The organism is Hydrogenophaga sp. A37 (assembly GCF_002001205.1).
Classification (GTDB): Bacteria; Pseudomonadota; Gammaproteobacteria; order Burkholderiales; family Burkholderiaceae_C; genus Hydrogenophaga.
On the sequence record NZ_MUNZ01000119.1, the window covers coordinates 33,620 to 58,450 of the forward strand.

Here is a 24,831-nt window from a genome sequence, read left to right on the forward strand (position 1 = left end):
GTGAGCGTGGTGCGGGGTGGCCGACGCAGTGAGGTCAAGGAGGAGCCGGCCGCAGGCCGGCGGTGGACACGAACGGAGTCGGCCGCGCCGTGCCACGCGGTGCAGGCCAACGAAGCAACGGAGACGAACATGAGCGACCCACTAGACGCCTACCGCGTCGCCCAGCAACCTTACTACCGCCCGGTGGCCGACGAGGTCGAGCTGTACGAGGCTGCGTACTCGGTGCGCATGCCCATGATGCTCAAGGGCCCCACCGGCTGCGGCAAGACACGCTTCGTCGAGTACATGGCGTGGAAGCTCAACAAGCCCCTCATCACCGTGGCCTGCAACGAAGACATGACGGCGAGCGACCTGGTCGGTCGCTTCCTGCTCGACGCGCAGGGCACCCGCTGGCAAGACGGCCCGCTGGCCACGGCCGCGCGCCACGGGGCCATCTGCTACCTCGATGAAGTCGTTGAGGCGCGGCAAGACACCACCGTGGTGATCCACCCGCTGACCGACAACCGCCGCGTGCTGCCGCTGGAGAAGAAAGGCGAACTGGTCAAGGCCCACCCGGACTTTCAGATCGTCATTTCCTACAACCCGGGCTACCAGAGCCTGATGAAGGACCTCAAACAGTCCACCAAGCAGCGCTTCGGCGCGCTGGATTTCAACTACCCCGAACACGCCATCGAGGCCGAGATCGTGGCCCACGAAACCGGCGTCAGCGCCGACGTGGCGGGCAAGCTGGTCGGCATCGCCGAGCGCGCGCGCAACCTCAAGGGCCATGGCCTGGACGAAGGCATCTCCACCCGCATGCTGATCTACGCGGGCAGCCTCATCGCCCAAGGCGTGGCCGCGCAGGCCGCCTGCCGTGTGGCACTGGTGCGCCCGATCACGGACGACCCGGACATGTGCGACGCGCTCGATGCCGCCGTGTCGACGTTTTTCTGAGATGCCATGAGCGTGCACCTGCACGACCACGTCGAGTGGACCGACCAGCTGGAACCCGCTTCGCGTGAACTGCTGGAGCACCGCTGGCCGGACGCGACCAAGGTGTTCTCGGGGCGGGGGCTGGACAACTACGTCAAAGGCGCCGCCGCGTTGCGTGGCCTGGGCCGCGGCCACGAACTGGTGGACGCGTGGATCGACGGCGCGCCGCAGGTGGCGCAGGAGATCGGCGAGGACGTGGTGGGAGAACTCGCGACCACCGCGCTGATGCTGGCGTCCAAGACCTCGGGCGCCGTGATTGAACTGGTGCTCGCCACCGCGCCCACCGCTGCGCGCCGCTTGGCCGATGGCACGCTGTTCCTGCAGTACCTGCAGTTCCTCAACACCCTGGTGGCGCAGGCGCCGCGCGGTCTGCGGCCCATGCTGGGCCAGCTTGACGCGTTGTTCGGCCAGCTCACGCTCGGCGGCCTGCGGCGCTGGGCCACCTGGGGCGCACAGGCGCACCGCACGAACTATGAGGAGCAGATCGCCTACTTCAGCCTGCAGTCCAAAGAGTCGCTGGCCATGCTGCAGAAAGAGCGCAAGGGCACACTGCTGGTGGACGTGCAGCGGCGCATCAACATGTACCTGCGCGCGCTCTGGGGCCGCAACTTCTACATGAAGCCGACCGCCGGCGATTTTGAAACCCGTGACGGCTACCGGCCTTTCATCGAGGACCACTTCATCCACCTGCCCGACGCCTACGACGCGGTGGATGGCAACGCCGGCCCAGTGGACGCCACGCAGCTGTACCGCGCCGCCGCCGCCCACGCCGCGGCGCACGTGGTGTTCACGCGCCAGCCGATCTCGGCCGAGTCGTTGAGCCCGTGGCAGATGGCGCTGATCGGTTTGGTGGAAGACGCGCGGGTGGAGTCGCTGACGCTCGCGCGATTTCCCGGCCTGCGCCCACTGTGGGCCAGCCTGCACACCGCGCAGGCATCACAAGGCAGGACGGCCGGCGACTGGCTGGGCCGCCTCGCGCGCGCGCTGTTGGACCCCGCGTACGACGACACCCACCCCTGGATCACCCAGGGCCGCACGCTGCTGGCCGAGGCCCTGCCGCGCATGCAGGCCGATCCGCACGACAACAGCGTGTCGTGGGAACTGGGCGTGCAGCTGGCGCACAGCTATCGCGAGCTCACGCAGGGTCCGGCCTTCCAGCCGCGCACAGACTTGCAGACGGCGGCCTACCGCGACGACAACCGCTACTTCTGGGCCTTCGACGGGTTTGACTTCGAGCGCAGCATCGCCGCCGGCCACGAGCCGCCGCAGCAACTGCGCAAACAAGTCAGCCTGATGGAGTTCGTGCACGAGCTGGAAGTGGAAGGTGCCGGCGACGACGCGCAGGAAATCTGGGTGCTCGGCACCGAGCTCTTCCCCTACGAAGACCTGGGCGTGTCGTTCAATCAGAGCGAAGGCCGCGAGCCGGTGCTGCCGCCGGTGCACTACGCCGAATGGGACCACATGATCCAGCTCGAACGCCCGGCCTGGGCCACGGTGCAGGAGCGCCGCCCCAAGGCCGGCGACGTGGCGGTGATCGACGGCATCCTCGCCGAGCACCGGCGCCTGATCGGGCGCATGAAACACATCCTGGATGCCATGCAGCCGCAGGGCGTGCAGCGCATCCGCAAGCTCGAAGATGGTGATGAGATCGACCTCAACGCCGCGCTGGCCTCGGTGATCGAGATGCGTTTGGGCCGCCAGCCCGACCCGCGCATCATGATGCGCAGTGTGCGCAAGACACGCGACATCTCGGTGCTGGTGCTGCTCGACTTGTCTCAATCGACGAACGACAAGGTGGCCGGGCAGGACCAAACGGTGCTGGAACTCACGCGATCCGCCTGCGCGGTGCTGGCCGATGCGATCCAGAAGGTGGGCGACCCTTTCGCCATCCACGGCTTCTGCTCCGACGGCCGGCACGACGTGAACTACTGGCGCTTCAAGGACTTCGACCAGCCCTACGACGACCTGGCCAAGGCGCGCCTGGCCGGCATGGAAGGGCAACTCTCCACCCGCATGGGCGCGGCCATCCGCCACGCTGCTGCTGCGCTGAAGGCACAGCGCAGCAGCAAGAAGCTGTTGCTCGTCATCACCGACGGCGAACCGGCCGATGTGGACGTGCGCGACCCGCAGTACCTGCGCCACGACACCAAGAAGGCGGTGGAAGAGGCCGGCCGCCACGGCGTGATGACCTACTGCATGAGCCTTGACCCGCGCGCCGACCAGTACGTGCGCCGCATCTTCGGCGAGCGCCACTACCTGGTGGTGGACAAGGTGGACAAGCTGCCCGAGAAACTGCCGGTGCTGTACGCTGGCCTGACCCGATAACCAGGACCGGAACCCCACCATGAGCATGATCCACAGCCGCCAGCAGACCTACGCCGGCATAGCCCACGAAGAGCACCACGGCATGACCATGACCGGGCGAATCATCCGCGACGCCTGGGTGTTCGGACTGTTGCCCGAGGGCGAGGGCTTTGCCGGCAAGGGCCCGGGCGATCTGCAGAACCTGTTCGAGGCGGTGCACAAGGCCTGGGAGCCTTATGGCCAACTGCCCAGCCATTTGCCGCCCGAGCTGGCGGAGCGGCACGCGCGCATCCACGCCGAGGCGGTGGAGCGCGCCAGGGCCATGGGTTGGGATGCCGAACTGGGCGACGACGACTGAGGCCGCTGTCCGGCGCCCAACGCTGGATACGGGCCAGCGCAGGCGCTGTCGCTATGCTCGGCAGTCCCACCGCCGACCCCGACCCACCCCCCTCATGACCGCCCGTCTGATCCGTTTCAACAAACCCTATGGCGTGTTGAGCCAGTTCACGGCCGAGGGCCAGTGGCGAGGTCTCAAAGACCACATCGACCTGCCCGGTGTGTACGTGGCCGGGCGGCTGGATGCCGACAGCGAGGGACTGCTGCTGCTCACCGACGATGGCCGGTTGCAGGCCCGCATTGCAGACCCGCGCTTCAAGATGGAGAAAACCTACTGGGTGCAGGTGGAGGGCCTCCCGGGGGAAGCCGCGCTGGCGGCGCTGCGCAGCGGTGTGGTGCTCAACGACGGCCCCACGCTGCCCGCCAGGGCGCGCCTGCTGGAGCCGCCCCCGGCGGTGTGGGCGCGCCACCCGCCCATCCGTGAGCGCAAAGCCATCCCCACCGCATGGGTCGAACTCATCATCCGCGAGGGCCGCAACCGCCAGGTTCGGCGCATGACCGCCGCAGTGGGTCATCCCACGCTGCGGCTCATCCGCGCGGCCATCGGGCCGCACACGCTCGACGGGCTGGCGCCTGGCGCCTGGGCGGGCTGAGTCGCCTGTGGGGTTGCGCAGTCAGACAGCGCGTCGCGGTGCCAGGTGCACACCCGCCAGCATGCAGCGCACCGAGCCGCCGGCCAGTTCGATGGTGGGCACGTCCAGCGGCAGCAAGCGCGCCGAGCGCTCGATGACACGGCGCTGTTCGGCGCTCAGGCTGGCCGCCGCGCGCGCCGACAGCGCCAGCACGCGACCCTGCGGTGACGAGAGCTCGATCGCATTGCCCGCGAAGTCTGCCACCTGCTGCTGCGTGATCGGCAGCACCTCGCGCCCGGTTTCTTCCAGACGCTGGCGCACTTCGGCCGCTCGGCGCGGGTTCACCAGGGTGTCCAAAGCGACCAGTGCGAACTGCGTGGCGATGCACATCAGCACGTTGGTGTGATAGATCGGCTGGCCTTGCGCATCGGCGGTGTCGAACACCAGCGGCTCGTAGTTGAAGTGCGTTGCAAAACGCTCCAGCGCCACCGGGTCGGCGCGGTTCGAGCGGGCGGTGAAGGCCACGCGCGCCAGGTGGTCGAGCACCATGGCACCGGTGCCTTCGAGGAACAGGCCGTCATGTTCGAGCCCGCTGTAGTCGATTACGTCCTGCACGCGGTAGTGCTGCTTCAGGTACTCCAGCACGTCGGTGCGCCGCTCACGCCGCCGGCTGGCGTTGTACATGGGGTAGACCGCCACATGCCCGCCGGGGTGGGTGGAGAACCAGTTGTTGGGGAACACGGAGTCGGGCGTCTGGTGTCGACCGTCGTCGTCGAACAGGTGCACCGTCACACCGGCTTCGCGCAGGGTGTCGGCCGCGCGGCTCACTTCGTCGAACGCGCGGCGCGCGGTTTCGTCGGCGGGGCTGTCGGGGGCTGACTGGAAGCTGTTGTCGGCCGCCGTATCGGGGTTGGGCGTGAAGTGCCGGGGCCGGACCATCACCACGGCCGACGGGGCCTGGATCGACATGGGGGGTTCGCTGTGAGGCATTCGAAGGCGCCGTGCGTGCTCAGGCCGCGAGGCGAAAGGGCGCTTTGAGGGACGCCACCGGCGATGCCGCATTCAGCATGCCAAACAGATTCTTCGGATCGGCCAGCTGCGGGATCAGCGCGATGCGCTCGCCCATGCCGAGGCGGATGGCGCTGTCCATCATGAAGCGCAGGGCCGAGAAGTCTTCGAGCGCAAAGCCGACCGAGTCGAACACGGTGACCTGATCGGCACTGTCGCGCCCGGCGCGTTCGCCGCGCAGCACCTGCCAGAGTTCGGTGACGGCGAAGTCGGCCGGTTTGTGCTGGATCTCACCTTCCACGCGCGACTGCGGCTCGTATTCCACAAACACCTTGGCCGCGTCGAGAATGTCGCCGTGCAGCTCGGTCTTGCCCGGGCAGTCGCCACCCACGGCGTTGAGGTGCATGCCGGGTTCGATCATGTTGGGTGTGAGGATCAGGGCCATGGCCTTGTCGGCGGTGACGGTGGTCACGATGTCGGCGCCGCGTACGGCTTCGGCCGTGCTCGCGCACACCGTGACCTGCAGGCCGTTGCCTTGCAAGTTGGCCACCAGCTTGGCGCTGGCGGCGGGGTCCACGTCGTACACGCGCAGCGTGGTGATGCCCACCAGGTGCTGGAAGGCCAAGGCCTGGAACTCGCTCTGCGCGCCGTTGCCGATCAGGGCCATCACGCGGCTGTCGGGCCGGGCCAGCGTTTTCGCGGCCAGGGCCGACATGGCGGCGGTGCGCAGCGCGGTGGTGAGTGTGAGCTCACTCAGGAAGAGCGGCGCGCCGGTGTCCACGTCGGCCAGCACGCCGAAGGCCATCACGGTGGACATCCCGAAGCGCGTGTTGCCGGGGTGACCGTTGACGTATTTGAAGCTGTAGCGGTGGTCGTCGGCCACGGGCATGAGCTCGATCACGCCGTCTTTCGAATGCGCGGCGACGCGCGCGGTTTTGTCGAAATCGGCCCAGCGCAGGAAGTCGGCGCGGATGTGCTCGGCCATGTGCTGCAGACAAAACGGCAGGCCCTGGCGGCGGATCAGTTCGGCGGCTTCGGGTGCGCTCAGGTACAGGGTGCCGGCGTCGCGGAATTGGCTCAGTTGGGCGGCTTGTGCGGTGTTGTTCATGGTCGTCTCTTGTGGTGCGGAAAACGGGGCGAAAGGGGTTCGCCAACCGATCCCAAAAGTTTGCCGCTGGGGCATGACAATGAAAATCGGCAACAAAGTAGAGAAATGGCAGAAAATCAATCAATTCGGCAACTTCGATTGGCGTTTTGACCATGGATCAGCTCGATCAGCAACTCATCGCCCTGCTGCGGCAGGACGCCCGGCTCTCGGTGGCCGACCTCGCGCACAAGCTCAAGGTGTCGCGCGGCACGGTCACCAACCGGCTGCGCAAGCTCGAAGACACGCAGGTGATCGTCGGCTACACCGTGCGCCTCAAACCCGAGGCGCAGCCCGAGCGCATCAAGGCCTGGATGAGCGTGCAGGTGGAGGGCAACCAGACCCGGCTGGTGATCGCCAGCCTGCTCGGTGAACCCGGCGTGGCCGCGCTGCACGACACCAACGGCCGCTGGGACCTGCTGGCCGAGTTGGAGGTGGGTTCGATGGGCGAGTTGTCGGCGGTGCTGGAGCGCGTGCGCCTGATCAGCGGCATCCGTGGCACCGAGACCAGCATCCACCTGGCCAGCTACCGGTGACACCTGGTTGTGTGATTTTTTCCCACATTAGATGCTAAACTTCGTGGCTCACCGAGGCACCTGCAGCGCTTATGTCCAGCCCCAGCGAACCATCTCCCACTCTCCGGGGCGCAGCCCCCGGCGGCCCTTCGCCCGCACTGGTGCGGGCTTTGCGCAAGCTCTTGCGCCCGCTGGTGAAGCTGATGCTGTCGCAGGGCATCACCTATCCCTATCTGTCTGATCTGCTCAAGGGCCTGTTTGTCGAGGTGGCCGAGCAGGATTTCCGCCTCGACGGCAAACCCCCGACCGACAGCCGGGTGAGCCTGGTCAGCGGCGTGCACCGCAAAGACGTGAGCCGCCTGCGCAGCCTGCTGGACAGTGCCGAGCACATCAAAACCGCGGTGGTGCCCCGCGGCGCCCAGCTCGTGGCGCACTGGATGAGCCACCCCCGCTACCTGATGGACGGCGGTCAACCCCGACCGCTGGCGCGCCTGATCAGCGAAGGCGGCGACTTGTCGTTCGAGGCGCTGGTGAGCAGCGTCAACAGCGACATCCGTTCGCGCGTGGTGCTCGACGAGTGGCTCAACCTGGGGTTGGTGCATCTGGACGACAAAGGCCTGGTGCGCCTGAACACCGGGGCCTTCGTGCCCTCCCGCGCGGCCGATGAAAGAGCGTTCTATCTGGGCCACAACCTGCACGCCCACGCCGCCGCCGCCGTGCACAACATGCTCGCTGGTCAGCCGCCGTTCATGGAACGCAGCGTGCACCACAACTCGCTGAGCCCGGCGTCGGTGGAGCGGCTGAACAAACTCGCCGAGCAGATGGGCATGAAGGTGCTGCTGGCCATCGACCAGGCCGCGATGGAGGCCGAAGCACAGGACGCCGCGGCCGCCGCGCAGGCAGGGCTGCCCGCGCCCGATCAGCGCTTCACCTTGGGGCTGTATGTCTACACCGAGCGTTTCCATGAACCCCGGGCCAAGGAGCCGGGGGCGGCATGAGACACCCGGTGTCAACCCCGCCGCCGTTTTGAGCTTGGCTTGAAGCGCGCCATGGACGGCCGGGCCGTTGGGCATGTGTGGGCGCTGGTGGCCAAGGTGCCACTGGCCTCGTGGGGTGTTGACCGGTCGTTTCAGGGCGGTGGCGCCAGCGTCACCCGCCACCACGTCGGCAGCAGGCGGCGCACCTCGCCGCGCGCGAAGCGGTCGTCCAGCAGCCAGAGGCTGCCCCGGTCCTGCTCGCTGCGGATCACGCGCCCGGCGGCCTGCACCACCTTCATCAGGCCGGGGAACAGGTAGGTGTCGTCGTAGCCGTGCCCGCTGCGTGCCTGCAGCCGGGCGCGCATCTGCTCGTTCACCGCGTTGACCTGCGGCATGCCCAGCGTGGCGATGAAGGCGCCCACCAGCCGCTCGCCGGGCAGGTCGATGCCTTCGCCAAACGCCCCGCCCAGCACCGCGAACCCGATGCCTTGTCCGCCGTCGACAAAGCGTGCGATGAAGGCGTTGCGTTCGGGTTCACCCATGCCGCGTGACTGCGACCACACCGGCATGCCGGGCTGGCGGGTCGTCAATCGGTCCAGCGCCTGTTGCAGGTAGTCGAAGCTGCTGAAGAAGGCCAGGTAGTTGCCCGGTCGCTCGGTGTATTGCGTGGCGATCACCCGCACCAGGGCGTCGAGCGAGGCGCTGCGGTCGTTGTAGCGGGTCGAGATCCAGGGCGCGATGCGCACGTCGAGCTGCTCAGCCGCAAAGGGCGAGGGCAGGTCGATCCGCGCGGTGGTCTCGGGCAGGCCCAGCATGTCGGTCACGTGGTCCATGGGCGTGAGCGTGGCGGAAAACAGGGTGGCGCTGTGCGCCGCTTTCCAGCGGTCGGCGAGCAGCGGCCCGGGCACGAGGTTGCGGATGTTGACGGTCGGCAGCGGGCGGCCACGGCCGATCTGCGGCGCGGTGCCGCGGGTGAGGTCGCACAGCGAGTGGTCGCCAAAGGTCTCGGCCACGCGCAAGAAGTGCAGCGCGTCGAAGGTCCAGCGCTGCAGCGGGCTGTCGGGCGCCTCGGTCGGGTGCAGGGCCATGTGTTCGGTGAGCGCCGCGCAAGTGGTCTGCAGCGCGGCGAGCCATTCCCCTGGCACGTCGTCGAGCAGCGCGTGCTCGCCCGCGTGGTCGCGGGCCAGGGCGCTCCAACGCCGCTGCAGCGCGTCCATCGGTTTTTTCAGGTGGGGCGGCGCGTCACGGCGCAGGCGCTGAAAGGCAGCGGCGTCGAGCGCAGCGCTGTGCATCTGGCGCGCGCGGTCGATCAGGTTGTGGGCCTCGTCGACCAGCAGTGTGGCGCGCCAGGCGTGTTCCTGCGTGAGCGCGTGCCAGTGCGCGCCGATGTCGAAGAAGTGGTTGTAGTCGCCCACCATCACGTCGCACCAGCGCTGCATCTCCTGGCCAAGGTAGTAGGGGCAGATGCCATGTGCCAGCGCGGTGTCGCGCAACGCGGCCTGGTCGAGCCAGCTCGCGCGGGCGGCGGCTTCGCGGGCGGCCGGCAGGCGGTCGTAGAAGCCCCGCGCCAGCGGGCAGGCGTCGCCATGACAGGCCTTGTCGGGGTGCTCGCAGGCCTTGTCGCGGGCCACGCGCTCCAGCACCCGCAGCGGCATCGCCACGGGCGCGCCCAAGTGCTGCAGCGCGTCCAGCGCGAGCTGGCGGCCGGTGGTCTTGGCCGTCAGGTAGAACAGCTTGTCCGTGCCTTGCGCGGGCGCGGCGCGCAGGGAGCCGAACAGCGAGGCCATGGTCTTGCCGATGCCGGTGGGCGCCTGTGCCAGCAGGTGCCGGCCGCTGGTGTGGGCGCGGTAGACCCCGGCGGCCATGTCACGCTGCCCGGTGCGGAACGCGGCAAAAGGAAAGCGAAGCTCAGCGAGCGCTGCATCGCGCGCGCGGCGGTGCGCCTGCTCGCTGCGCGCCCAGGCCATGTAGCGGGTGCAGAGGTCGGCAAAGAAGGCCTGCAATGTGGCGGCATCGCAGCGGCGCGTGAGCAGGGTTTCTTCGGCGCTGTCGATGTTGAAGTACACCAGCGCGAGCTCGATGCTGGGCAGCGAGAGCTGCTCGCAGAGCATCCAACCGTAGACCTGGGCCTGCGCCCAGTGAAGGGCCTGCTGGTTGGCGGGAATGCGGCCCGCGTCGCCACGGTGGGTCTTGATTTCTTCGAGCCGCAGGGCGGCGGTGTCGAAACCGTCGGCGCGGCCCTGCACGGTCAGGCCGCCGAAGCGGGCGCTCAACGGCAGCTCGCGCTGGTAGCCCGGGCCGCGCCGCGCGGTCACGCTCTGGTGACCGGCGATGCCCTCGACCCCGCTGGGCGAGGGCGTGAATCGCAGGTCGAGGTCGCCGCTGCGTGCCGTGAAGTGGCACAGCGTGCGCACCGCCACGGCGATGGGCAGATCGGTGGTGGGTGTGTCGGGCAGTGGGAGGGTGGGCGTGTTCAAGCGGGTCCTGCACGGCCCTCACGCCGGGCCTGGGTTGACAGGCATGTTACTGGATATACAGTCAGTCTTTATGTCTGAGCCTGTTGTTAACCCCACCGCCTGGAGCCGCCTCCACCACCGCCGCCTGCGCGAGATCTACCGCTCGGCGGGCTGGCCTTGCCAGGACCTGATCGAGGTCGAGCTGCTGGCGGCCGGGCTGGTGGAACGGCGGATTTCCGGCGGCGTGCACGAGACCTTGCGGGTCACCGACGCGGGCATCGCGCGGCTGGCCCAGGTGTTTGCCAGCAACAAGGCAGCTCGCTCGCCGCACGAGGCGCTGGTCGAGCAGGTGGCCACTGCCATGGGGCGGGCCGGGCGCCTGGCCTGGCGCGGTCTGGCCTTGCGGGTGGCATTGCCCCGGGCCTTGTTGATCGGCGAGCTCGATGCCGCGATGGGGGTCGCCGAGCCGACGGCCCGCATTCACCCGCTGTGGGACGAGCTGAGCGAAGCTGCGGTGGCCGCAGACCACGCCTGGTGCATGGCCTGCCCCGATGTGTTCTCGATCCGCCACAGCTCGGTCGAGGCCTACCTGCAACCGGTGGTGCACGAGATCAAGGTGAACCGCGCCGACCTGCTGGGCGACCTCAAAAAACCGGCTAAACGGGCGGCCTACCTGGGCATGGCCGGCGCCTGCTGGTACGTGCTGGGGCAGGACGCCAAAGGTCGGCCCATTGGCGCGCCCGACGAGATTCCGGCCGAGTGCGGTGTGATGCTGATGGAAGAGGGCGTGCTCAAGGTGGCGCGCGAGGCGCCGCGCCGCGCGATGGAGCGCCTGCCGTTTCATGTCTGGATGGCGCTGGCCAAGGCGGGGCCGGCCTGGCGGGAGGACGAGGCCGCGCAGGTCATGCTGCGAGATGCGCCCTGAACCACCCCTCGGGTGGACTTTTCGCCGAGTTACATTTGGCGACATGGAGCTAACGATAACCATTCGCAAGTTGACCTGGGGGCTGAGCGCCGTGGCCGCCGTCTTCCTGGGTGCCAGCGTGCTCGGGCAGGTGGGTCATTTTGTGTGGGGCTGGACTGACGTCTGGCAGGTCGCGCGCATGACCGATGTCGGCATTGAGCAGAACCTGCCGACCTATTTCAGCCTGCTGCTCATTCTCGGCAACGTGGTGTTGCTGAGTCTGATTGCGCGGTTTCGCCATGGACAGCGTGACGCTTGGTGCTGGAAGGTGTTGGTGGTGGGGTTTCTATACCTGGCTTTCGATGAAGGCTTTCATGTGCACGAAAACTGGGTGCACCCCATGCGCCAGATGCTGGGCGGTGACCAGTTCGGTCTGTTCTATTTCGCCTGGGTGGTGCCTGGTTTGCTGATCACGCTGATGGTGGGCATCACTTTGACCGGTTTTCTCTGGCGCTTGCCGCTGGCCCACCGAATTCGTTTCCTCGTGTCGGCCATGCTGTTTCTCGGTGGCTGCCTGGGCATGGAGATGTTGGCCGGTCGGTACCTGGAGGCCCATGGCGCCGTGAACTTGGCCGTGCACCTCATGAGCGACCTGGAGGAGGCTCTGGAGATGGCGGGCATGATCTTTTTCATGAACGCACTGTGCCGCTACCTGGCCGAATTCGTCCCGGACATTCGGGTCGGCTGGCGGGAGCGGGCCGGACCACCCACTACAATCGCGCAGTCATTGGGGAGTAGCCGCTCTTCACCCTGAAGAGGTTTGCGTCAACACACTTGGTCCCTCGGACCATGGCGCACACAGTTCCCGAACCTGGCAAGACCTTTGACCACAACGCCCCGCATGCGGCCGGGGGTGTGTTGTGGTCAATCGTCCTTGTACCGGCCCAATGGAAATCCCCCATGGAATCCCTGCTCGTTTCCACCGGTGTCGTTGCCCTGGCCGAAATCGGCGACAAGACGCAATTGCTGGCCTTCATCCTGGCCGCCCGCTTCAAAAAACCCTTGCCCATCATCGCGGGCATCCTGCTCGCCACCATCGTGAACCACGGTCTGGCCGGTGCGCTGGGTGCCTGGATCACGGCGCAGGTCAGTCCCGAGATATTGCGCTGGGTGCTCGGCGCCTCGTTCATCGGCATGGCGATCTGGACCCTGATCCCCGACAAGATCGAGGAGGAAGAATCGAAGGTGGCGCACAAACTGGGCGTGTTCGGCGCCACGCTGATCACCTTCTTTCTGGCCGAGATGGGCGACAAGACCCAGATCGCCACCATCGCGATGGCGGCGCACTACGCCACGCCGGTGCTGGTTGTGATCGGGACCACACTGGGCATGCTGATCGCCGACGTGCCGGCGGTGTTTGTCGGCGACCGGCTGGCGAACAAGATCCCGATGAAGCTGGTGCACGGCATCGCCGCAGCAATCTTCGCGGTGCTGGGTGTGGCGACCCTGCTCGGGGCTGGCGCGAGCCTGGGCATCTGATGCTTTTGCCACCCCATTGGTCCAGCGGGCCTGTGATAGCCTCTTCAGGGGATCCTGACCGGTCGGGCACGTGGATAAAAGATGCCCCGGTTGCTGAGCGCATTTCCAGAGCGCTGGACGTTGGCGCGACCCCACGTGAGCGCGCACATGCGCCGGGACCGTTGACCAGAATGAGGTGTTTTCATGAGTGCTAGCAAGGGGTGGCGGCAATCGCCCGCGATCCTCGATTTCACGGCCGGCCTGAAGTGCTGGCCCATCATCAGTTTCATGGCCCTGAGCGACGTGCGCGCACGCTACAAGCGCAGCGTGCTGGGGCCTTTGTGGCTCACGCTGGGCACGGCCATCGGGTCCATGGGCCTGGGGCTGCTCTGGAGCGAGTTGATGAATGTGCCGGCAGCGCAGTTCGTGCCGACGCTGACGGGCGGCCTGATCCTCTGGCAGTTCATTGCCGGGGTGCTGAGCGAGTCGACCACGGTCTATGTGCGCCAGGCGTCCATCATCCGCAACCTGAGCCTGCCGCTGAGCATCTACCCACCGCAGCTGTTGCTGCGGCACGTGGTGAACCTGCTGCACAACCTGCCCATTTTTCTCATCGTCGCGCTGGTGTATGGAGTGCCCGTGTCTTGGGCCAGTCTGCTGTTGCTGCCGGCACTGGCGTTGCTCATCGCCAACCTGTACTGGATCTGCGTGGTGATCAGCGTGCTGGGCGCGCGGTTCCGTGACCTGGAGCACATCGTCGGCGCGGTGCTGCCCTTGTTGATGTTCATCAGCCCGGTGTTTTACCGGCCCAACTACCTGCCGTTCAGCGAGCGCATCCTCTGGTTCAACCCGCTGTCTCACGGCATCGAGCTGGTGCGCTCGCCCATGCTGGGGCATGCCCCGCCGCTCTTCGTCATCTGGGTCAACCTGGCCCTGTTGCTGGGCGGTTCGCTGCTGGCGTTCTGGCTGTTCAACAAAAAGCGCGATCGCATCGCGTTCTGGATCTGATTCATGGCACGCCTTTCCCTGTCGAATGTGACGGTGCAGTACCCGGTGTACAACAGCCGGAGCTTTTCATTGCGCAACCACCTGGTGCGGGTCAGCACGGGCGGGCGCATCGAGAGCGAAGCCGGCCAGGTCAATGTGGTGACCGCGCTCAAAGACGTGTCGTTCGAGCTGAAAAACGGCGACGCCGTGGCGCTGATCGGTCACAACGGCGCGGGCAAGAGCACCATGCTGCGTACCCTGGCCGGGGTCTACACCCCCATTTCGGGCACCATCGTGCGCGAAGGCCGGGTGTCGACCATGCTGGAACTGGGTGCGGGCATCGACGGTGAGCTGTCGGGCTACGAGAACATCACCCGAATGGGGGTGTTGCTCGGCATGAGCCTGAAAGAGATTGAGGCGCACACCGCCGACATCGAAGATTTCTGCCAGCTGGGCGAGTTCCTGGAGCTGCCGGTGCGCACCTACTCGTCGGGCATGTCGACCCGGCTCATGTTCGCGGTGGCCACCACCGTGCAGCCCGACATCCTGCTGGTGGACGAGATCTTCGGCATGGGCGATGCCGAGTTCCAGATCAACGCGAAAAAACGCATGGAAGCGCTGCTGCAGAGCGTGGGCATTTTTGTCTTCGCGACCCACAACAACGAGCTGGTGGAGCGCTATTGCAACCGCTTCTTCCGGCTGGAACACGGCACCGTGCGCGAGATCGAGCGCAGCGAAGCGGTGACGGCGTAGGCCCGCCCGCCGATCCCGGATGTCAGTAGTGCGGCGGCAACTCGTCGCGCAGCGAGCTCTGGCGGGGCATCCCGTCGTCGCTCGCCTGCCGGCGCAGCTGCACCAGCTCGCGCAGCAGCAGGTCGATCTGGTCCTGCTGCTTCACCACCATGTCGTTGAGTGTGTCGAGCAGGTCCTCGGTGTAGCTCTGCTTGATCTCAAGTTGCATGAGGCGCTCGTCGGTGCGGTCGGTCATGGGGCGTTTCGCGCGTTCAGGCGGGCAGGAAGCCTTCGACCGAGAGGTAGCGCTCACCGGTGTCGTAGTTGAAGCCGAGCACCACGGCGTCGGCCGCCAGATCGGGCAGCTTCTGCGCAATCGCCGCCAGCGTGGCGCCGGAGGAGATGCCGACCAGCATGCCTTCTTCGCTGGCGCAGCGCCGCGCCATCTCGCGCGCGGGCTCAGCGTCGACCTGAATCACGCCGTCGAGCAGCGCGGTGTCGAGGTTGCCCGGGATGAAGCCCGCACCGATGCCCTGGATCGGGTGCGGTGCCGGGCTGCCGCCAGAGATCACCGGCGAGGCGGCGGGTTCCACGGCGTAGACCTTGAGCTGAGGCCAGCGGGCCTTGAGCACGCGGGCGCAGCCGCTGAGGTGGCCGCCGGTGCCCACGCCGGTGATCAGCACGTCGATGCCGTCGGGGAAGTCGGCCAGAATTTCCTGCGCGGTGGTCCGGGCGTGCACCTCGGTGTTGGCCGGGTTGTCGAACTGCATGGGCATCCAGGCGCCGGGTGTGCTCGCCACGATCTCCTGAGCGCGTGCAATCGAGCCCTTCATGCCCTTCTCGCGCGGCGTCAGGTCGAAGCTGGCGCCGTAGGCCAGCATCAGGCGGCGGCGCTCGACGGACATGCTGTCGGGCATCACCAGCACCAGCTTGTAGCCCTTGACGGCGGCCACCATGGCCAGGCCGATGCCGGTGTTGCCGGAGGTGGGTTCGACGATGGTGCCACCCGGCTTCAACGCGCCGGAGGCTTCCGCGTCTTCGACCATGGCCAGGGCGATGCGGTCCTTGATCGAACCACCGGGGTTGCTGCGCTCCGACTTGATCCACACCTGCTGCGTGGCGCCGGCAAACAACCGGTTGATGCGGATGTGGGGCGTCTGGCCGATGGTCTGGAGGATGTTCTGGGCTTTCATGGTGGGTTCCTTTGGGGGTTATTTGGGTTGCAGGTCGAGGGAGGCCGAGTTCATGCAGTAGCGCAGGCCGGTGGAGGTGGGGCCGTCTTCGAACACGTGGCCCAGGTGCGCGCCGCACTGGCTGCACACGGTTTCCACGCGCGCCATGCCGTGGCTGCGGTCGGTGATTTCGGTGATGGCGCCCGGGACCGCCTGCGAAAAACTGGGCCAGCCGCAGCCGGCGTCGAACTTGGTGCTGGCGTCGAACAGCGTGTTGCCGCAGCACACGCAGTGGTAGCTGCCGTCGGCCCAGACGGTCTCGTATTTGCCGGTGAACGGGCGTTCGGTGTGGGCCTTGCGCGTGACCTCGAAGGCCGCCGGTTCGGCGCCTTTCTCGGTGAGCAGGGCGCGCCATTCGGCATCGGTTTTCTGGACAGGGAATGTGCTCATGGGCATCTCCGGAAGGCCCGTGTGGGCGTTGCAACATGCAGGGCGGTGGGACATTGTCCCCTGGATGACTTGTACCCCTTGAAGGGTCGGCTATCGGGAGCAACCCGCTATGAGGGGCGCTGTCAGTTGAGGCATGATGCTGGGTGAATTTGTGCACGACCGTTCGTTTTTACTGAAACCCGATCCAAGGAGACCCCGTCATGCTGGGACAGATGCAAAGCCAACCGTTGCTGATCTCGTCGCTCATCACCCACGCCGAGCGCCACCACAGCAGCACCGAGATCGTCTCGCGCCGCGTCGAAGGCGACATCCACCGCAGCAATTGGGGCCAGATCGCCCGCCGCGCGCGCCAGGTGGCCAACGCCCTCGACAGCCTGCACCTCGCCTCCGGTGACCGAGTGGCCACGCTGGCCTGGAACGGCTACCGCCACCTGGAGCTGTACTTTGGCGTCAGCGGCACCGGCCGCGTGCTGCACACGCTCAACCCGCGCTTGCACCCCGAACAGCTGGCCTGGATCGTCAACCACGCCGACGACCGCGCGGTCTGTTTCGACATGACCTTCCTGCCGCTGGTGCAGGCGGTGGCCGGCAAGTGCCCGGGCGTGAAGCACTGGGTGGCGCTGTGCGACGCCGACAAGCTGCCGGCCGACAGCGGCCTGCCCGGGTTGGTGAGTTACGAAGCCTGGATCGGCGCGCAATCGGAAAAATACCTCTGGCCCGATCTGGACGAAAACAGCGCATCGAGCATGTGCTACACGAGCGGCACCACGGGCAACCCCAAGGCCGCGCTGTATTCGCACCGCTCCACGCTGCTGCACGCCTATGGCGCGGCGCTGCCCGACGCGCTGGGCTGCTCGGCGCGCGACAGCATCTTGCCGGTGGTGCCGATGTTCCACGTCAACGCCTGGGGCCTGCCGTACTCCGCCGCGGCCGTGGGCTGCAAGCTGGTGTTCCCCGGCCCGGCGATGGACGGCAAGTCGGTCTACGAACTGATCGAGTCCGAAAAGGTGAGCATGGCCGCGGGCGTGCCCACGGTGTGGCAGATGATGCTGGGCCACATGCAGGCCGGCGGGCTGCGGTTCAGCACCCTGAAGCGCACGGTGATCGGCGGCTCGGCCTGCCCGCCGGCCATGATCAACGCCTTCAACGACACCTACGGCGTCGAGGTGCTGCACGCCTGGGGCATGACCGAGATGTCGCCCCTGGGCACGGTCTGCACGCTGAAGAACGCGCAGCTCGCGCTGCCGCCCGAAGAGCAGACCCAGGTGCGCCTCAAGCAGGGCCGCGCGGTCTACGGCGTGGACATGAAGATCGTTGACGAAACGGGCAATGAACTGCCCTGGGACGGCAAGGCCTACGGCGACCTGCTGGTGCGCGGGCCGTGGATCATCGCCAGCTATTTCAAGGGCGAGGGCGGTGACCCGCTGCGCTACGACGCGACGGGCAAGGGCTGGTTCCCCACCGGCGACGTGGCCACCATCGACGCCGACGGTTTCATGCAGATCACCGACCGCAGCAAGGACGTGATCAAGTCCGGCGGCGAGTGGATCAGCTCCATCGACGTGGAAAACATCGCCATGGCGCACCCGGCCGTGGCCATGGCGGCCTGCGTCGGCATGAAGCACCCGAAGTGGGACGAGCGCCCGATCGTGGTGGTGGTGAAGAAGGCGGGCGCCGAGCTCACGCGCGAAGCGCTGCTGGCGTTCTACGAAGGCAAGACCGCCAAATGGCAGATCCCGGACGACGTGGTGTTCGTCGACGCGATTCCGCTCGGTGCCACCGGCAAGATGCAGAAAATGACGCTGCGCCAGCAGCTCAAGGACTACGTGCTGCCCGGCCTGTGAGGTGATGAAGCACCCCCCGCGCCGCTTCGCGTCACCCCCCTTCAGGGGGGCGGCACTGGCCGTCCGGCGAAGCCGGCCCGGCGGTGCCTCTGCCTGGCGTTGTTTCCATCGTGGCGGATGGCGCTCCGGCGCCGTGGAAAACTGAAGGCATGAGCCGGTTCTGTGTCGTGCTTTTGGCTGCGCTGTGGTGGCCGCTGGCGTTGTGTGCCCAGCAGGGCCAGACCGTGCGCATCGCCTTCATCGATCCGCTGTCAGGCCCGGCCGCCGACATCGGCCGCAACAGCCTCAAGAGCTGGCAGTTCGTTGCCCAGCGCCTGAACGATGGTGAAGATCGCGCCAGCGTGCGGTTTTTGATCGCCGGTTTCGACAACAAGGGCTCGCCACAGGAGAGCCTCAATGTGCTGAAGGCGGTCATCGATCAAGGCTTCCGTTATGTCGTTCAGGGCAACGGATCGGGGGTGACGGCCGCGCTGTCTGACGCGATCACGCGCCACAACCAGCGCCTGCCTCACAAAGCCGTGGTGCTGATCAACTACGCCGCGATGGACCCCGCGCTGACCAACGAAAAGTGCAGCTTCTGGCACTTTCGCATCGAGCCGGACACAGCGATGAAGATGCAGGCGTTCATGCTGTTTCTCGCTCAACAGCCCGAGATCCGCAAGGTGTATCTGCTGAACCAGAACTACGCGCATGGGCAGCAGTTCTCGCGCTTCTTTCGCGAGGCCGCCGCTGCGAGCCGTCTGCCCATCGAGGTGGTGGGCGACGAGCTTCACCCGCCGTTTCTCATCCAGGACTTCAAGCCGCATGTCGACCGCATCCTCGCGTCCGGCGCTCAGGCGCTGGTGACGGGCAACTGGGGGAGCGACATGGTGAACCTGGTGCGCGGTTTGCAGGCCCGGCAGTCGACGCTGCCCCTGCTGGCCTACTACCCCGCGCTCAAAGGGGTGCCGACCGAGCTGGCAGCGGGCACGACCGGTTTTCCGGTGTACCAGGTGGCCCAGATCCACACCAACACCGGCGGCGAGATCGGGCGTGTGGCCACAGCATTCCGCGCGCGTCACGGCGAGGACTTCGTGGTGTCGTCCAGCCACGATGGCCTGGTGATGCTGCGTGACGCGATGGCGCGTGCCCGCTCCATCGAGCCCTTGGCCGTGGCCCGGACACTCAGCGGCATGGTTTTCGAGGGCGCCAATGGCCCTGTGACCCTGCGCTCAGCAGATCACCAGCTGCAGGCCGGGTTGTACGTGTCGCGCTGGCAGAAAACCGATGCGCGCTTCCCTCTGGCGGCCGAAGCCACGGGCCACACCTTTGCGCCGGTGATGGCGCTCAATGCCGCGCAGATCGGTCGCCCCAGCGGTTGCCAGATGGAGCGCCCCTGAGGCCATGTTGGCCACACTGGAGGCTGGTCGACCGTTTTAGTCACCTGTGCGATAGGGGGTAGGGGCAATCCCTGAGGGGCACCACAAGGAGAGCGGCTACGCTGACGGTTTTACCCGCTCAAGGAGTCCTCACGTGAAATTTGCCCTTCAAGCTGTTGCGGTTGCTGCTCTGTCTTTGACCATGATGGGCGCCCACGCCCAGAAGGGCGAAACCGTCAAGATCGCCCTGATCGACCCGCAGACCGGCCTGATGGGTCCTGTGGGCATGAACCAGCTGCGCAGCTGGCAGTTTTTTGCCGAGAAGTTCAGCGCCACCAACCCGGCCGGCGTGAAGTTCGAGATGGTGGCCTTCGACAACAAGCTCAGCCCGGCCGAGAGCCTCAATGCCTTCAAGGCCGCGCTGGACCAGGGTGTGCGCTACATCACCCAAGGCAACGGTTCGTCGGTGGCCGGCGCGCTGATCGACGCGGTCAACAAGCACAACGAACGCAACCCCGGCAAGGAAGTGATCTTCCTCAATTACGCCGCCGTGGACCCGGACTTCACCAACAGCAAGTGCAGCTACTGGCACTTCCGCTTCGACGCCGACACGTCCATGAAGATGGAGGCCATGACGACGTTCATGAAAGACCAGAAGGACGTCAAGAACGTCTACCTGCTCAACCAAAACTACTCGCACGGTCAGCAGGTGGCGAAGTTCGCCAAGGAAACCCTGGCCCGCAAACGCCCCGACGTGAAGGTGGTGGGTGAAGACCTGCACCCGCTGGCCCAGGTGCGCGACTTCGCGCCCTACATCGCCAAAATCAAGGCCTCGGGCGCCGACACAGTGATCACCGGCAACTGGGGTTCCGACCTGTCGCTGCTGATCAAAGCGGCCAACGAAGGCGGCTACACCGGCAAGTTCTACACCTACTACACCGGTGTGACCGGCACCCCGACCGCGCTGGGCACCGGTGGCGAAGGCCGCGTGTTCCAGGTGGCCTACCAGCACTACAACATGGGTGGCCAGATGGGCAAATGGGCCGACGAATTCAAGGCCAAGGTGAAGGACGACATGTACACCGGCGCCATCCCGACGGCGTTCAACGTGCTCGGTTCGGCCATGGCCAAGGCCAAGTCGACCGACCCGGTGAAGGTGGCTGCGGCGATGGAAGGCCTGAAAGTCATGAACTTCAATGGCGAGGTGGAAATGCGCAAGAACGACCACCAGCTGCAGCAGCCGCTGTACCTCACGGTCTGGCAGAAGGCCGACAAGAAGTACCCCTACAGCCCGGAAAACACCGGCATGACGCTGGCGCCGATCAAGGAATACCCGTCCTACATCTCGAGCACGCCGACCAGTTGTGACATGAAGCGGCCAGGGTAGATGAATCACCCCCGCGCCGCCTGCGGCGTCACCCCCTTCAGGGGGCAACGCGAGCGGCCCGGCGGAGCCGGTTCCGCCGCGTTCTGGGCTGATGCACGTCGCTCCGCTGGTGTGTTTGACCTTCATGGAGCACGGATAGCGGCGTGCTCGTGAATGCGGGCAGGCCATACTCGGTTCTGCTTTCTCGCTCACTTCTTTCTTTCCCCCGTATCGCCCTCGAAAGGCCTGATCCATGGAGTTCTTCATCATCTCCATGCTCAACGGCGTCAGCTACGGCTTGTTGCTGTTCATGTTGAGCTCGGGGCTGACCCTCATCTTCAGCATGATGGGAGTGCTCAATTTTGCGCACGCCAGCTTCTACATGCTGGGCGCCTACATCGGTTATTCGGTGGCGCAGCTGGTGGGCTTTTGGCCTGGCCTCATCGTCGCGCCCCTGGTGGTGGGGGCGCTGGGGGCGCTGTTTGAGCGCCTGACCCTGCGCCGAGTGCACAAATTTGGCCACGTGCCCGAGCTGCTCGTGACTTTCGGCCTCTCGTACATCGTGCTGGAGCTGGTGCAGCTGATCTGGGGCCGCACCGCGGTGGAGTTCATGCCGCCCGAGCTGCTGCGTGGTCCGGCCTTCACCTTGGTGCACGACGCGCAGGACACGCTCTCGGTGTTCTGGGGCGCGGTGGGCAGCGACGTGTGCAGCGCCGCCGGCACCATCTGCTCCCCGTTCCCGGCCACGCGCGCTTTCATGATGCTGGTGGCGCTGCTGATGCTGTTGGCGCTGTGGCTGCTGCTCACGCGCACCCGCATCGGCCTGGTCATTCAGGCGGCGCTGACCCACCCCGAGATGGTGGAGAGCCTGGGTCACAACGTGCCGCGGGTGCTGATGCTGGTGTTCGGCGCCGGCACCGGCCTGGCGGGCTTGGCGGGCGTGATCGGCGGCAGTACCTTCGTGACCGAACCCAATATGGCGGCCACCGTGGGCTCGGTGATCTTCGTCGTGGTGGTCGTGGGCGGCATGGGCTCGCTTGCGGGGGCCTTCCTGGCCTCGCTGCTGATCGGTGTGATCCAGACCTTTGCGGTGGGGCTGGACCACTCGTTCGTCAGCGTGGCGCAGCAGTTGGGCATGCAGTTGAGCGATGCCATGAAAGACAACTCGGTGCTCAAGCTCACGCTGTCACAGGTGGCGCCGATCCTGCCCTACCTGTTCCTGGTGCTGATCCTGATCTTCCGGCCCAAAGGTCTCTTGGGCACAAGAGAGGGTTGAACCGACATGTCCAAAACCCACTACGAATTCAAACCCTGGAACGTCGGCCGCTGGATCGTCTGGTCGCTGTTTGCGCTGGTGCTGCTGGGCGCGCCGCTGGTGTTCAGTGGCAACCTGTCCATCACCATGCTGTCGCAGATGGGCATCGCCATCATTGCCTGCCTGTCCTACAACATCCTGCTCGGGCAAGGCGGGATGTTGAGCTTTGGGCACGCGGTGTACACCGGCCTGGGCTCGTACATGGCGATGCACGCGCTGAATGCCGCCACGGATGGCCAGATCCCCATTCCCGTCAGCCTGATCCCGCTGGTGGGCGGCGTGGCGGGGCTGTTCTTTGCCATCCTGTTCGGCTACGTGACCACCAAGAAGGCCGGCACGCCGTTCGCCATGATCACGCTGGGCATGGCCGAGCTGGTGTTTGCCATGTCGCTGATGTTCTCTGAGTTCTTCGGCGGCGAGGCCGGCGTGTCGGGCAACCGGGTGGTGGGGGAGGCCTTCATGGGCATCAGCTTCGGCCCGCCGCGGCAGGTGTATTACCTGATCGCGGTCTACACCTTCGTCAGCGTGGGGCTCATGTTTGCCTTCACGCGCACGCCACTGGGCCGCATCCTCAACGCCGTGCGCGACAACCCCGAGCGCGTGGAGTTCATCGGCTACAACACGCAGAAGGTGCGCTACCTCGCCTTCATGATCGCCGGCTTTTTCGCCGGCATCGCGGGTGGCCTGGGCGCGCTGAACTTCGAGATCGTCACGGCCGAGGTGGTGGGCGCGGCGCGCTCGGGCGGCTACCTGTTGTTCACCTTCCTGGGTGGCGCCACCTTCTTCTTCGGTCCCATCATCGGCGGCGTGTTGATGGTGCTGGCCGCGGTGCTGCTGTCGGAGCTGACCAAGGCCTGGCTGCTCTACCTGGGCCTGATCTTTTTGTTCATGGTGATGTACGCCCCCGGCGGCATCGCCAGCCTGATCATGATGAACCTGCGCGTGGCCTCCTTCGGCAGGCTGCGCGAGGTCTGGGTGGCGTACCTGGCATTGGCCGTGACGGCGCTGGTGATCCTGCTCGGTGCGGGCGCCATGGTGGAAATGATCTACCACCTGAAGCTCGACGCCGCCATGGGCGATGACCTGAAATACCTCGGCATGACCCTGCACCCGAGCCAGGTGGGCAGCTGGTTTGGTGCTGCCTTCGTCACGCTCACCGGGCTGGGCATTTTTGAACTCACGCGGCGTCAGTTCATGGTGCAGTGGGCCGCGATCCAGACCGAGATCGAAAAAGAAATCAAGCGCCGGGAGACGCAATGAGCACAGCGACCGCCAACCCCGTGCAGCCGCACGACAAGGCCATGAGCCATATGCACGCCGGTGGCTACGCTTTGGAGCTTCGCGACCTGCGCAAGCGCTTCGGCAAGACCGAGATCATTCGCGGCATTGATCTGGCGGTGCGCCCCGGCGAGCGTGTGGCCATCATCGGCCCCAACGGCGCGGGCAAGTCCACGCTGTTCAACCTGATCTCGGGCCGCTTCGAGCCCAGCAGCGGCGAAGTGCTGCTCAACGGCCACCGCATCGACGGCAAGAAGCCGTTCGAGATCAACCGCCTGGGTCTCTCTCGCAGCTTCCAGATCACCAATATTTTCCCCAAGCTCAGCGTGTTCGAGAACCTGCGCTGCGGCGTGCTCTGGAGCCTGGGCTACAAATACACGCTGTTCCGTTTTCTGGCGGGTATGGACGACGCGAACCAACGCGCCGAAGAGCTGATGCGCATGATCCGGCTCGACAAGAAGCACGACACGCTGGCCATGAACCTGACCTACGCCGAGCAGCGCGCGCTGGAGATCGGCATCACCATCGCCGGCGGCGCCAACGTGATCCTGCTCGACGAGCCCACGGCCGGCATGAGCAAGAGCGAAACCAGCCGCTTCATCGACCTGATCCGCGAAGTGACCGTGGGCAGGACCCTGCTGACGGTGGAGCACGACATGGGCGTGGTGTTTGGGCTGGCCGACAAGATCGCGGTGGTGGTGTATGGCGAGGTGATCGCGTTCGACGAGCCCGAGGCGGTGCGCGCGAATCCGAAGGTGCAGGAGGCTTACCTGGGCTCCGTGCTCGCGGATGAGCAAGCCGCGTCGGTCGGTCATTGAAGAGGGTTCCCCATGCTGAAAATCCAGGACCTCCACGCCTACTACGGCAAGAGTCACGTGCTGCACGGCGTTTCGTTCGACGTGGGGCAGGGCGAGATCGTGGCCCTGCTGGGGCGCAACGGCTCGGGCCGCTCCACGACGGCCAAGGCCATCATGGGCCTGGTCGATTGCAATGGTGACATCGCCTGGAAAGGCCAACCGATCCAGGGCAGGAAGCCGTTCGAGATCGCGCACCTCGGCATCGGCTATGTGCCCGAAAACCGCGACATCTTCCCCAAGCTGACCGTGGAGCAGAACCTGCTGCTCGGGCAGAAGGGCAAGGGCACCGGGGCGCGCTGGAGCTTCAACGACATGTACGCCATGTTTCCGCGCCTCAAGGAGCGCCAGCACACCGAAGCCGGCGTGCTCTCGGGCGGCGAGCAGCAAATGCTGACGCTGTGCCGCACGCTGATGGGCGACCCCGACCTGATCATCATCGACGAGCCCACCGAGGGCCTCGCGCCCAAGATCGTGGCGCTGGTGGGCGAGTACCTGCAGAAGCTGAAAAGCCGGGGCGTGTCGGTGCTGCTGATCGAGCAGAAGCTGACCATCGCCATGGCCATTTCCGACCGGGCGCTGGTGATGGGCCACGGCAGCATCGTGTTTCAGGGCACGCCGGATTCGCTGCGCGCAGACCCCTACACCCGCAAGGAATGGCTGGAGGTCTGACCTGACCCACTCGCGACAAGCGGCCCTTGCCGCACCG

At 66.3% G+C, this 24,831-nt stretch carries 24 protein-coding genes and 1 riboswitch; of the genes, 18 read left to right on the forward strand and 6 right to left on the reverse strand.

Going from position 1 to position 24,831, the window contains the following annotated elements; genetic code table 11:
- Nucleotides 1–129: 129 nt before the first annotated feature.
- The 4 genes from B0E41_RS15720 (at nt 130) to B0E41_RS15735 (ending at nt 4,265) form a co-directional block, all read left to right on the forward strand.
- Nucleotides 130–933, forward strand: a complete 804-nt coding sequence (locus B0E41_RS15720; protein ID WP_077332104.1) for a CbbQ/NirQ/NorQ/GpvN family protein — start codon at nt 130–132, stop codon at nt 931–933.
- Between the two features lie 6 nt (nt 934–939).
- Nucleotides 940–3,297, forward strand: coding sequence for a nitric oxide reductase activation protein NorD (locus B0E41_RS15725; protein ID WP_077332105.1), 2,358 nt, complete (start codon nt 940–942; stop codon nt 3,295–3,297).
- A gap of 19 nt (nt 3,298–3,316) precedes the next feature.
- Complete coding sequence (locus tag B0E41_RS15730; protein WP_253194915.1) at nt 3,317–3,634, forward strand: hypothetical protein; 318 nt, start codon at nt 3,317–3,319, stop codon at nt 3,632–3,634.
- 94 nt (nt 3,635–3,728) lie between these two features.
- Nucleotides 3,729–4,265, forward strand: a complete 537-nt coding sequence (locus B0E41_RS15735) for a pseudouridine synthase (protein WP_077332106.1) — start codon at nt 3,729–3,731, stop codon at nt 4,263–4,265.
- Between the two features lie 21 nt (nt 4,266–4,286).
- On the opposite strand, the gene ctlX is transcribed toward B0E41_RS15735, so the two are convergent.
- Both ctlX and B0E41_RS15745 read right to left on the reverse strand, forming a co-directional pair.
- Nucleotides 4,287–5,213 (reverse strand): citrulline utilization hydrolase CtlX, encoded by a 927-nt coding sequence (gene ctlX / locus B0E41_RS15740; RefSeq protein ID WP_143433862.1) that lies wholly within the window; start codon nt 5,211–5,213, stop codon nt 4,287–4,289.
- 40 nt (nt 5,214–5,253) lie between these two features.
- The gene (locus tag B0E41_RS15745) at nt 5,254–6,360 is read right to left on the reverse strand and encodes an ornithine cyclodeaminase (protein ID WP_077332108.1); all 1,107 of its coding nucleotides are present in this window, start codon (nt 6,358–6,360) and stop codon (nt 5,254–5,256) included.
- Between the two features lie 152 nt (nt 6,361–6,512).
- Here B0E41_RS15745 and B0E41_RS15750 point away from each other — a divergent pair, with 152 nt between their 5' ends.
- Together B0E41_RS15750 and B0E41_RS15755 are read left to right on the forward strand one after the other, a co-directional pair.
- Complete coding sequence (locus B0E41_RS15750; protein ID WP_077332109.1) at nt 6,513–6,932, forward strand: Lrp/AsnC family transcriptional regulator; 420 nt, start codon at nt 6,513–6,515, stop codon at nt 6,930–6,932.
- Between the two features lie 71 nt (nt 6,933–7,003).
- Nucleotides 7,004–7,909, forward strand: a complete 906-nt coding sequence (locus B0E41_RS15755; RefSeq protein ID WP_077332110.1) for a DUF6502 family protein — start codon at nt 7,004–7,006, stop codon at nt 7,907–7,909.
- A 131-nt stretch (nt 7,910–8,040) separates the two neighbouring features.
- On the opposite strand, the gene B0E41_RS15760 is transcribed toward B0E41_RS15755, so the two are convergent.
- The gene (locus tag B0E41_RS15760; protein ID WP_077332147.1) at nt 8,041–10,320 is read right to left on the reverse strand and encodes an ATP-dependent DNA helicase; all 2,280 of its coding nucleotides are present in this window, start codon (nt 10,318–10,320) and stop codon (nt 8,041–8,043) included.
- 115 nt (nt 10,321–10,435) lie between these two features.
- On the opposite strand from B0E41_RS15760, the gene B0E41_RS15765 reads away from it, so the two are divergent.
- The 5 genes from B0E41_RS15765 (at nt 10,436) to B0E41_RS15785 (ending at nt 14,506) form a co-directional block, all read left to right on the forward strand.
- Nucleotides 10,436–11,269: a hypothetical protein gene (locus tag B0E41_RS15765; RefSeq protein ID WP_077332111.1), complete on the forward strand. Its 834-nt coding sequence runs from the start codon at nt 10,436–10,438 to the stop codon at nt 11,267–11,269.
- A gap of 43 nt (nt 11,270–11,312) precedes the next feature.
- Nucleotides 11,313–12,062 (forward strand): hypothetical protein, encoded by a 750-nt coding sequence (locus B0E41_RS15770; RefSeq protein WP_143433863.1) that lies wholly within the window; start codon nt 11,313–11,315, stop codon nt 12,060–12,062.
- Nucleotides 12,026–12,203: riboswitch (yybP-ykoY riboswitch) on the forward strand. Its footprint overlaps the gene before it by 37 nt.
- A gap of 5 nt (nt 12,204–12,208) precedes the next feature.
- Nucleotides 12,209–12,787, forward strand: coding sequence for a TMEM165/GDT1 family protein (locus B0E41_RS15775; protein WP_077332113.1), 579 nt, complete (start codon nt 12,209–12,211; stop codon nt 12,785–12,787).
- Between the two features lie 183 nt (nt 12,788–12,970).
- The gene (locus tag B0E41_RS15780) at nt 12,971–13,774 is read left to right on the forward strand and encodes an ABC transporter permease (protein ID WP_077332114.1); all 804 of its coding nucleotides are present in this window, start codon (nt 12,971–12,973) and stop codon (nt 13,772–13,774) included.
- 3 nt (nt 13,775–13,777) lie between these two features.
- Nucleotides 13,778–14,506, forward strand: coding sequence for an ABC transporter ATP-binding protein (locus B0E41_RS15785; RefSeq protein ID WP_077332115.1), 729 nt, complete (start codon nt 13,778–13,780; stop codon nt 14,504–14,506).
- Nucleotides 14,507–14,528: 22 nt separating this feature from the next.
- Here B0E41_RS15785 and B0E41_RS15790 read toward each other — a convergent pair whose 3' ends face one another.
- Genes B0E41_RS15790 through msrB form a run of 3 tightly spaced genes read right to left on the reverse strand, consistent with a single transcriptional unit; the run spans nt 14,529 to nt 16,107 of the window.
- Nucleotides 14,529–14,741 carry a SlyX family protein gene (locus tag B0E41_RS15790; RefSeq protein WP_077332116.1) on the reverse strand — a complete coding sequence of 71 codons (213 nt, stop codon included), beginning with the start codon at nt 14,739–14,741 and terminating at the stop codon, nt 14,529–14,531.
- A 16-nt stretch (nt 14,742–14,757) separates the two neighbouring features.
- Complete coding sequence (gene cysK, locus B0E41_RS15795; protein ID WP_077332117.1) at nt 14,758–15,678, reverse strand: cysteine synthase A; 921 nt, start codon at nt 15,676–15,678, stop codon at nt 14,758–14,760.
- An 18-nt stretch (nt 15,679–15,696) separates the two neighbouring features.
- Entirely contained in the window at nt 15,697–16,107 is a 411-nt protein-coding gene (gene msrB / locus B0E41_RS15800; RefSeq protein WP_077332118.1) for a peptide-methionine (R)-S-oxide reductase MsrB, read from the reverse strand.
- Between the two features lie 200 nt (nt 16,108–16,307).
- On the opposite strand from msrB, the gene B0E41_RS15805 reads away from it, so the two are divergent.
- From B0E41_RS15805 to B0E41_RS15835, 7 genes are all read left to right on the forward strand, one after another.
- Entirely contained in the window at nt 16,308–17,951 is a 1,644-nt protein-coding gene (locus B0E41_RS15805; protein WP_077332119.1) for a 3-(methylthio)propionyl-CoA ligase, read from the forward strand.
- Nucleotides 17,952–18,100: 149 nt separating this feature from the next.
- The gene (locus tag B0E41_RS15810) at nt 18,101–19,330 is read left to right on the forward strand and encodes an ABC transporter substrate-binding protein (protein ID WP_077332120.1); all 1,230 of its coding nucleotides are present in this window, start codon (nt 18,101–18,103) and stop codon (nt 19,328–19,330) included.
- A 133-nt stretch (nt 19,331–19,463) separates the two neighbouring features.
- Nucleotides 19,464–20,696, forward strand: a complete 1,233-nt coding sequence (locus tag B0E41_RS15815) for a branched-chain amino acid ABC transporter substrate-binding protein (RefSeq protein WP_077332121.1) — start codon at nt 19,464–19,466, stop codon at nt 20,694–20,696.
- A 232-nt stretch (nt 20,697–20,928) separates the two neighbouring features.
- Complete coding sequence (locus B0E41_RS15820) at nt 20,929–21,951, forward strand: branched-chain amino acid ABC transporter permease (protein ID WP_077332122.1); 1,023 nt, start codon at nt 20,929–20,931, stop codon at nt 21,949–21,951.
- 6 nt (nt 21,952–21,957) lie between these two features.
- Nucleotides 21,958–23,250, forward strand: coding sequence for a branched-chain amino acid ABC transporter permease (locus tag B0E41_RS15825; RefSeq protein ID WP_077332123.1), 1,293 nt, complete (start codon nt 21,958–21,960; stop codon nt 23,248–23,250).
- Nucleotides 23,251–23,300: 50 nt separating this feature from the next.
- Entirely contained in the window at nt 23,301–24,086 is a 786-nt protein-coding gene (locus B0E41_RS15830) for an ABC transporter ATP-binding protein (protein ID WP_077332148.1), read from the forward strand.
- 12 nt (nt 24,087–24,098) lie between these two features.
- The gene (locus B0E41_RS15835; protein ID WP_077332124.1) at nt 24,099–24,794 is read left to right on the forward strand and encodes an ABC transporter ATP-binding protein; all 696 of its coding nucleotides are present in this window, start codon (nt 24,099–24,101) and stop codon (nt 24,792–24,794) included.
- Nucleotides 24,795–24,831: the final 37 nt, after the last annotated feature.

What these genes read in the sequence shown, in the direction of transcription:
- B0E41_RS15720 (WP_077332104.1), top strand. Translation starts at nt 130, where the DNA reads ATGAGCGACCCACTAGACGCCTACCGCGTCGCCCAGCAACCTTACTAC.
- B0E41_RS15725 (WP_077332105.1), top strand. Translation starts at nt 940, where the DNA reads ATGAGCGTGCACCTGCACGACCACGTCGAGTGGACCGACCAGCTGGAA.
- B0E41_RS15730 (WP_253194915.1), top strand. Translation starts at nt 3,317, where the DNA reads ATGAGCATGATCCACAGCCGCCAGCAGACCTACGCCGGCATAGCCCAC.
- B0E41_RS15735 (WP_077332106.1), top strand. Translation starts at nt 3,729, where the DNA reads ATGACCGCCCGTCTGATCCGTTTCAACAAACCCTATGGCGTGTTGAGC.
- ctlX (WP_143433862.1), bottom strand. Translation starts at nt 5,213, where the DNA reads ATGTCGATCCAGGCCCCGTCGGCCGTGGTGATGGTCCGGCCCCGGCAC.
- B0E41_RS15745 (WP_077332108.1), bottom strand. Translation starts at nt 6,360, where the DNA reads ATGAACAACACCGCACAAGCCGCCCAACTGAGCCAATTCCGCGACGCC.
- B0E41_RS15750 (WP_077332109.1), top strand. Translation starts at nt 6,513, where the DNA reads ATGGATCAGCTCGATCAGCAACTCATCGCCCTGCTGCGGCAGGACGCC.
- B0E41_RS15755 (WP_077332110.1), top strand. Translation starts at nt 7,004, where the DNA reads ATGTCCAGCCCCAGCGAACCATCTCCCACTCTCCGGGGCGCAGCCCCC.
- B0E41_RS15765 (WP_077332111.1), top strand. Translation starts at nt 10,436, where the DNA reads ATGTCTGAGCCTGTTGTTAACCCCACCGCCTGGAGCCGCCTCCACCAC.
- B0E41_RS15770 (WP_143433863.1), top strand. Translation starts at nt 11,313, where the DNA reads ATGGAGCTAACGATAACCATTCGCAAGTTGACCTGGGGGCTGAGCGCC.
- B0E41_RS15775 (WP_077332113.1), top strand. Translation starts at nt 12,209, where the DNA reads ATGGAATCCCTGCTCGTTTCCACCGGTGTCGTTGCCCTGGCCGAAATC.
- B0E41_RS15780 (WP_077332114.1), top strand. Translation starts at nt 12,971, where the DNA reads ATGAGTGCTAGCAAGGGGTGGCGGCAATCGCCCGCGATCCTCGATTTC.
- B0E41_RS15785 (WP_077332115.1), top strand. Translation starts at nt 13,778, where the DNA reads ATGGCACGCCTTTCCCTGTCGAATGTGACGGTGCAGTACCCGGTGTAC.
- B0E41_RS15790 (WP_077332116.1), bottom strand. Translation starts at nt 14,741, where the DNA reads ATGACCGACCGCACCGACGAGCGCCTCATGCAACTTGAGATCAAGCAG.
- cysK (WP_077332117.1), bottom strand. Translation starts at nt 15,678, where the DNA reads ATGAAAGCCCAGAACATCCTCCAGACCATCGGCCAGACGCCCCACATC.
- msrB (WP_077332118.1), bottom strand. Translation starts at nt 16,107, where the DNA reads ATGAGCACATTCCCTGTCCAGAAAACCGATGCCGAATGGCGCGCCCTG.
- B0E41_RS15805 (WP_077332119.1), top strand. Translation starts at nt 16,308, where the DNA reads ATGCTGGGACAGATGCAAAGCCAACCGTTGCTGATCTCGTCGCTCATC.
- B0E41_RS15810 (WP_077332120.1), top strand. Translation starts at nt 18,101, where the DNA reads ATGAGCCGGTTCTGTGTCGTGCTTTTGGCTGCGCTGTGGTGGCCGCTG.
- B0E41_RS15820 (WP_077332122.1), top strand. Translation starts at nt 20,929, where the DNA reads ATGGAGTTCTTCATCATCTCCATGCTCAACGGCGTCAGCTACGGCTTG.
- B0E41_RS15825 (WP_077332123.1), top strand. Translation starts at nt 21,958, where the DNA reads ATGTCCAAAACCCACTACGAATTCAAACCCTGGAACGTCGGCCGCTGG.
- B0E41_RS15830 (WP_077332148.1), top strand. Translation starts at nt 23,301, where the DNA reads ATGCACGCCGGTGGCTACGCTTTGGAGCTTCGCGACCTGCGCAAGCGC.
- B0E41_RS15835 (WP_077332124.1), top strand. Translation starts at nt 24,099, where the DNA reads ATGCTGAAAATCCAGGACCTCCACGCCTACTACGGCAAGAGTCACGTG.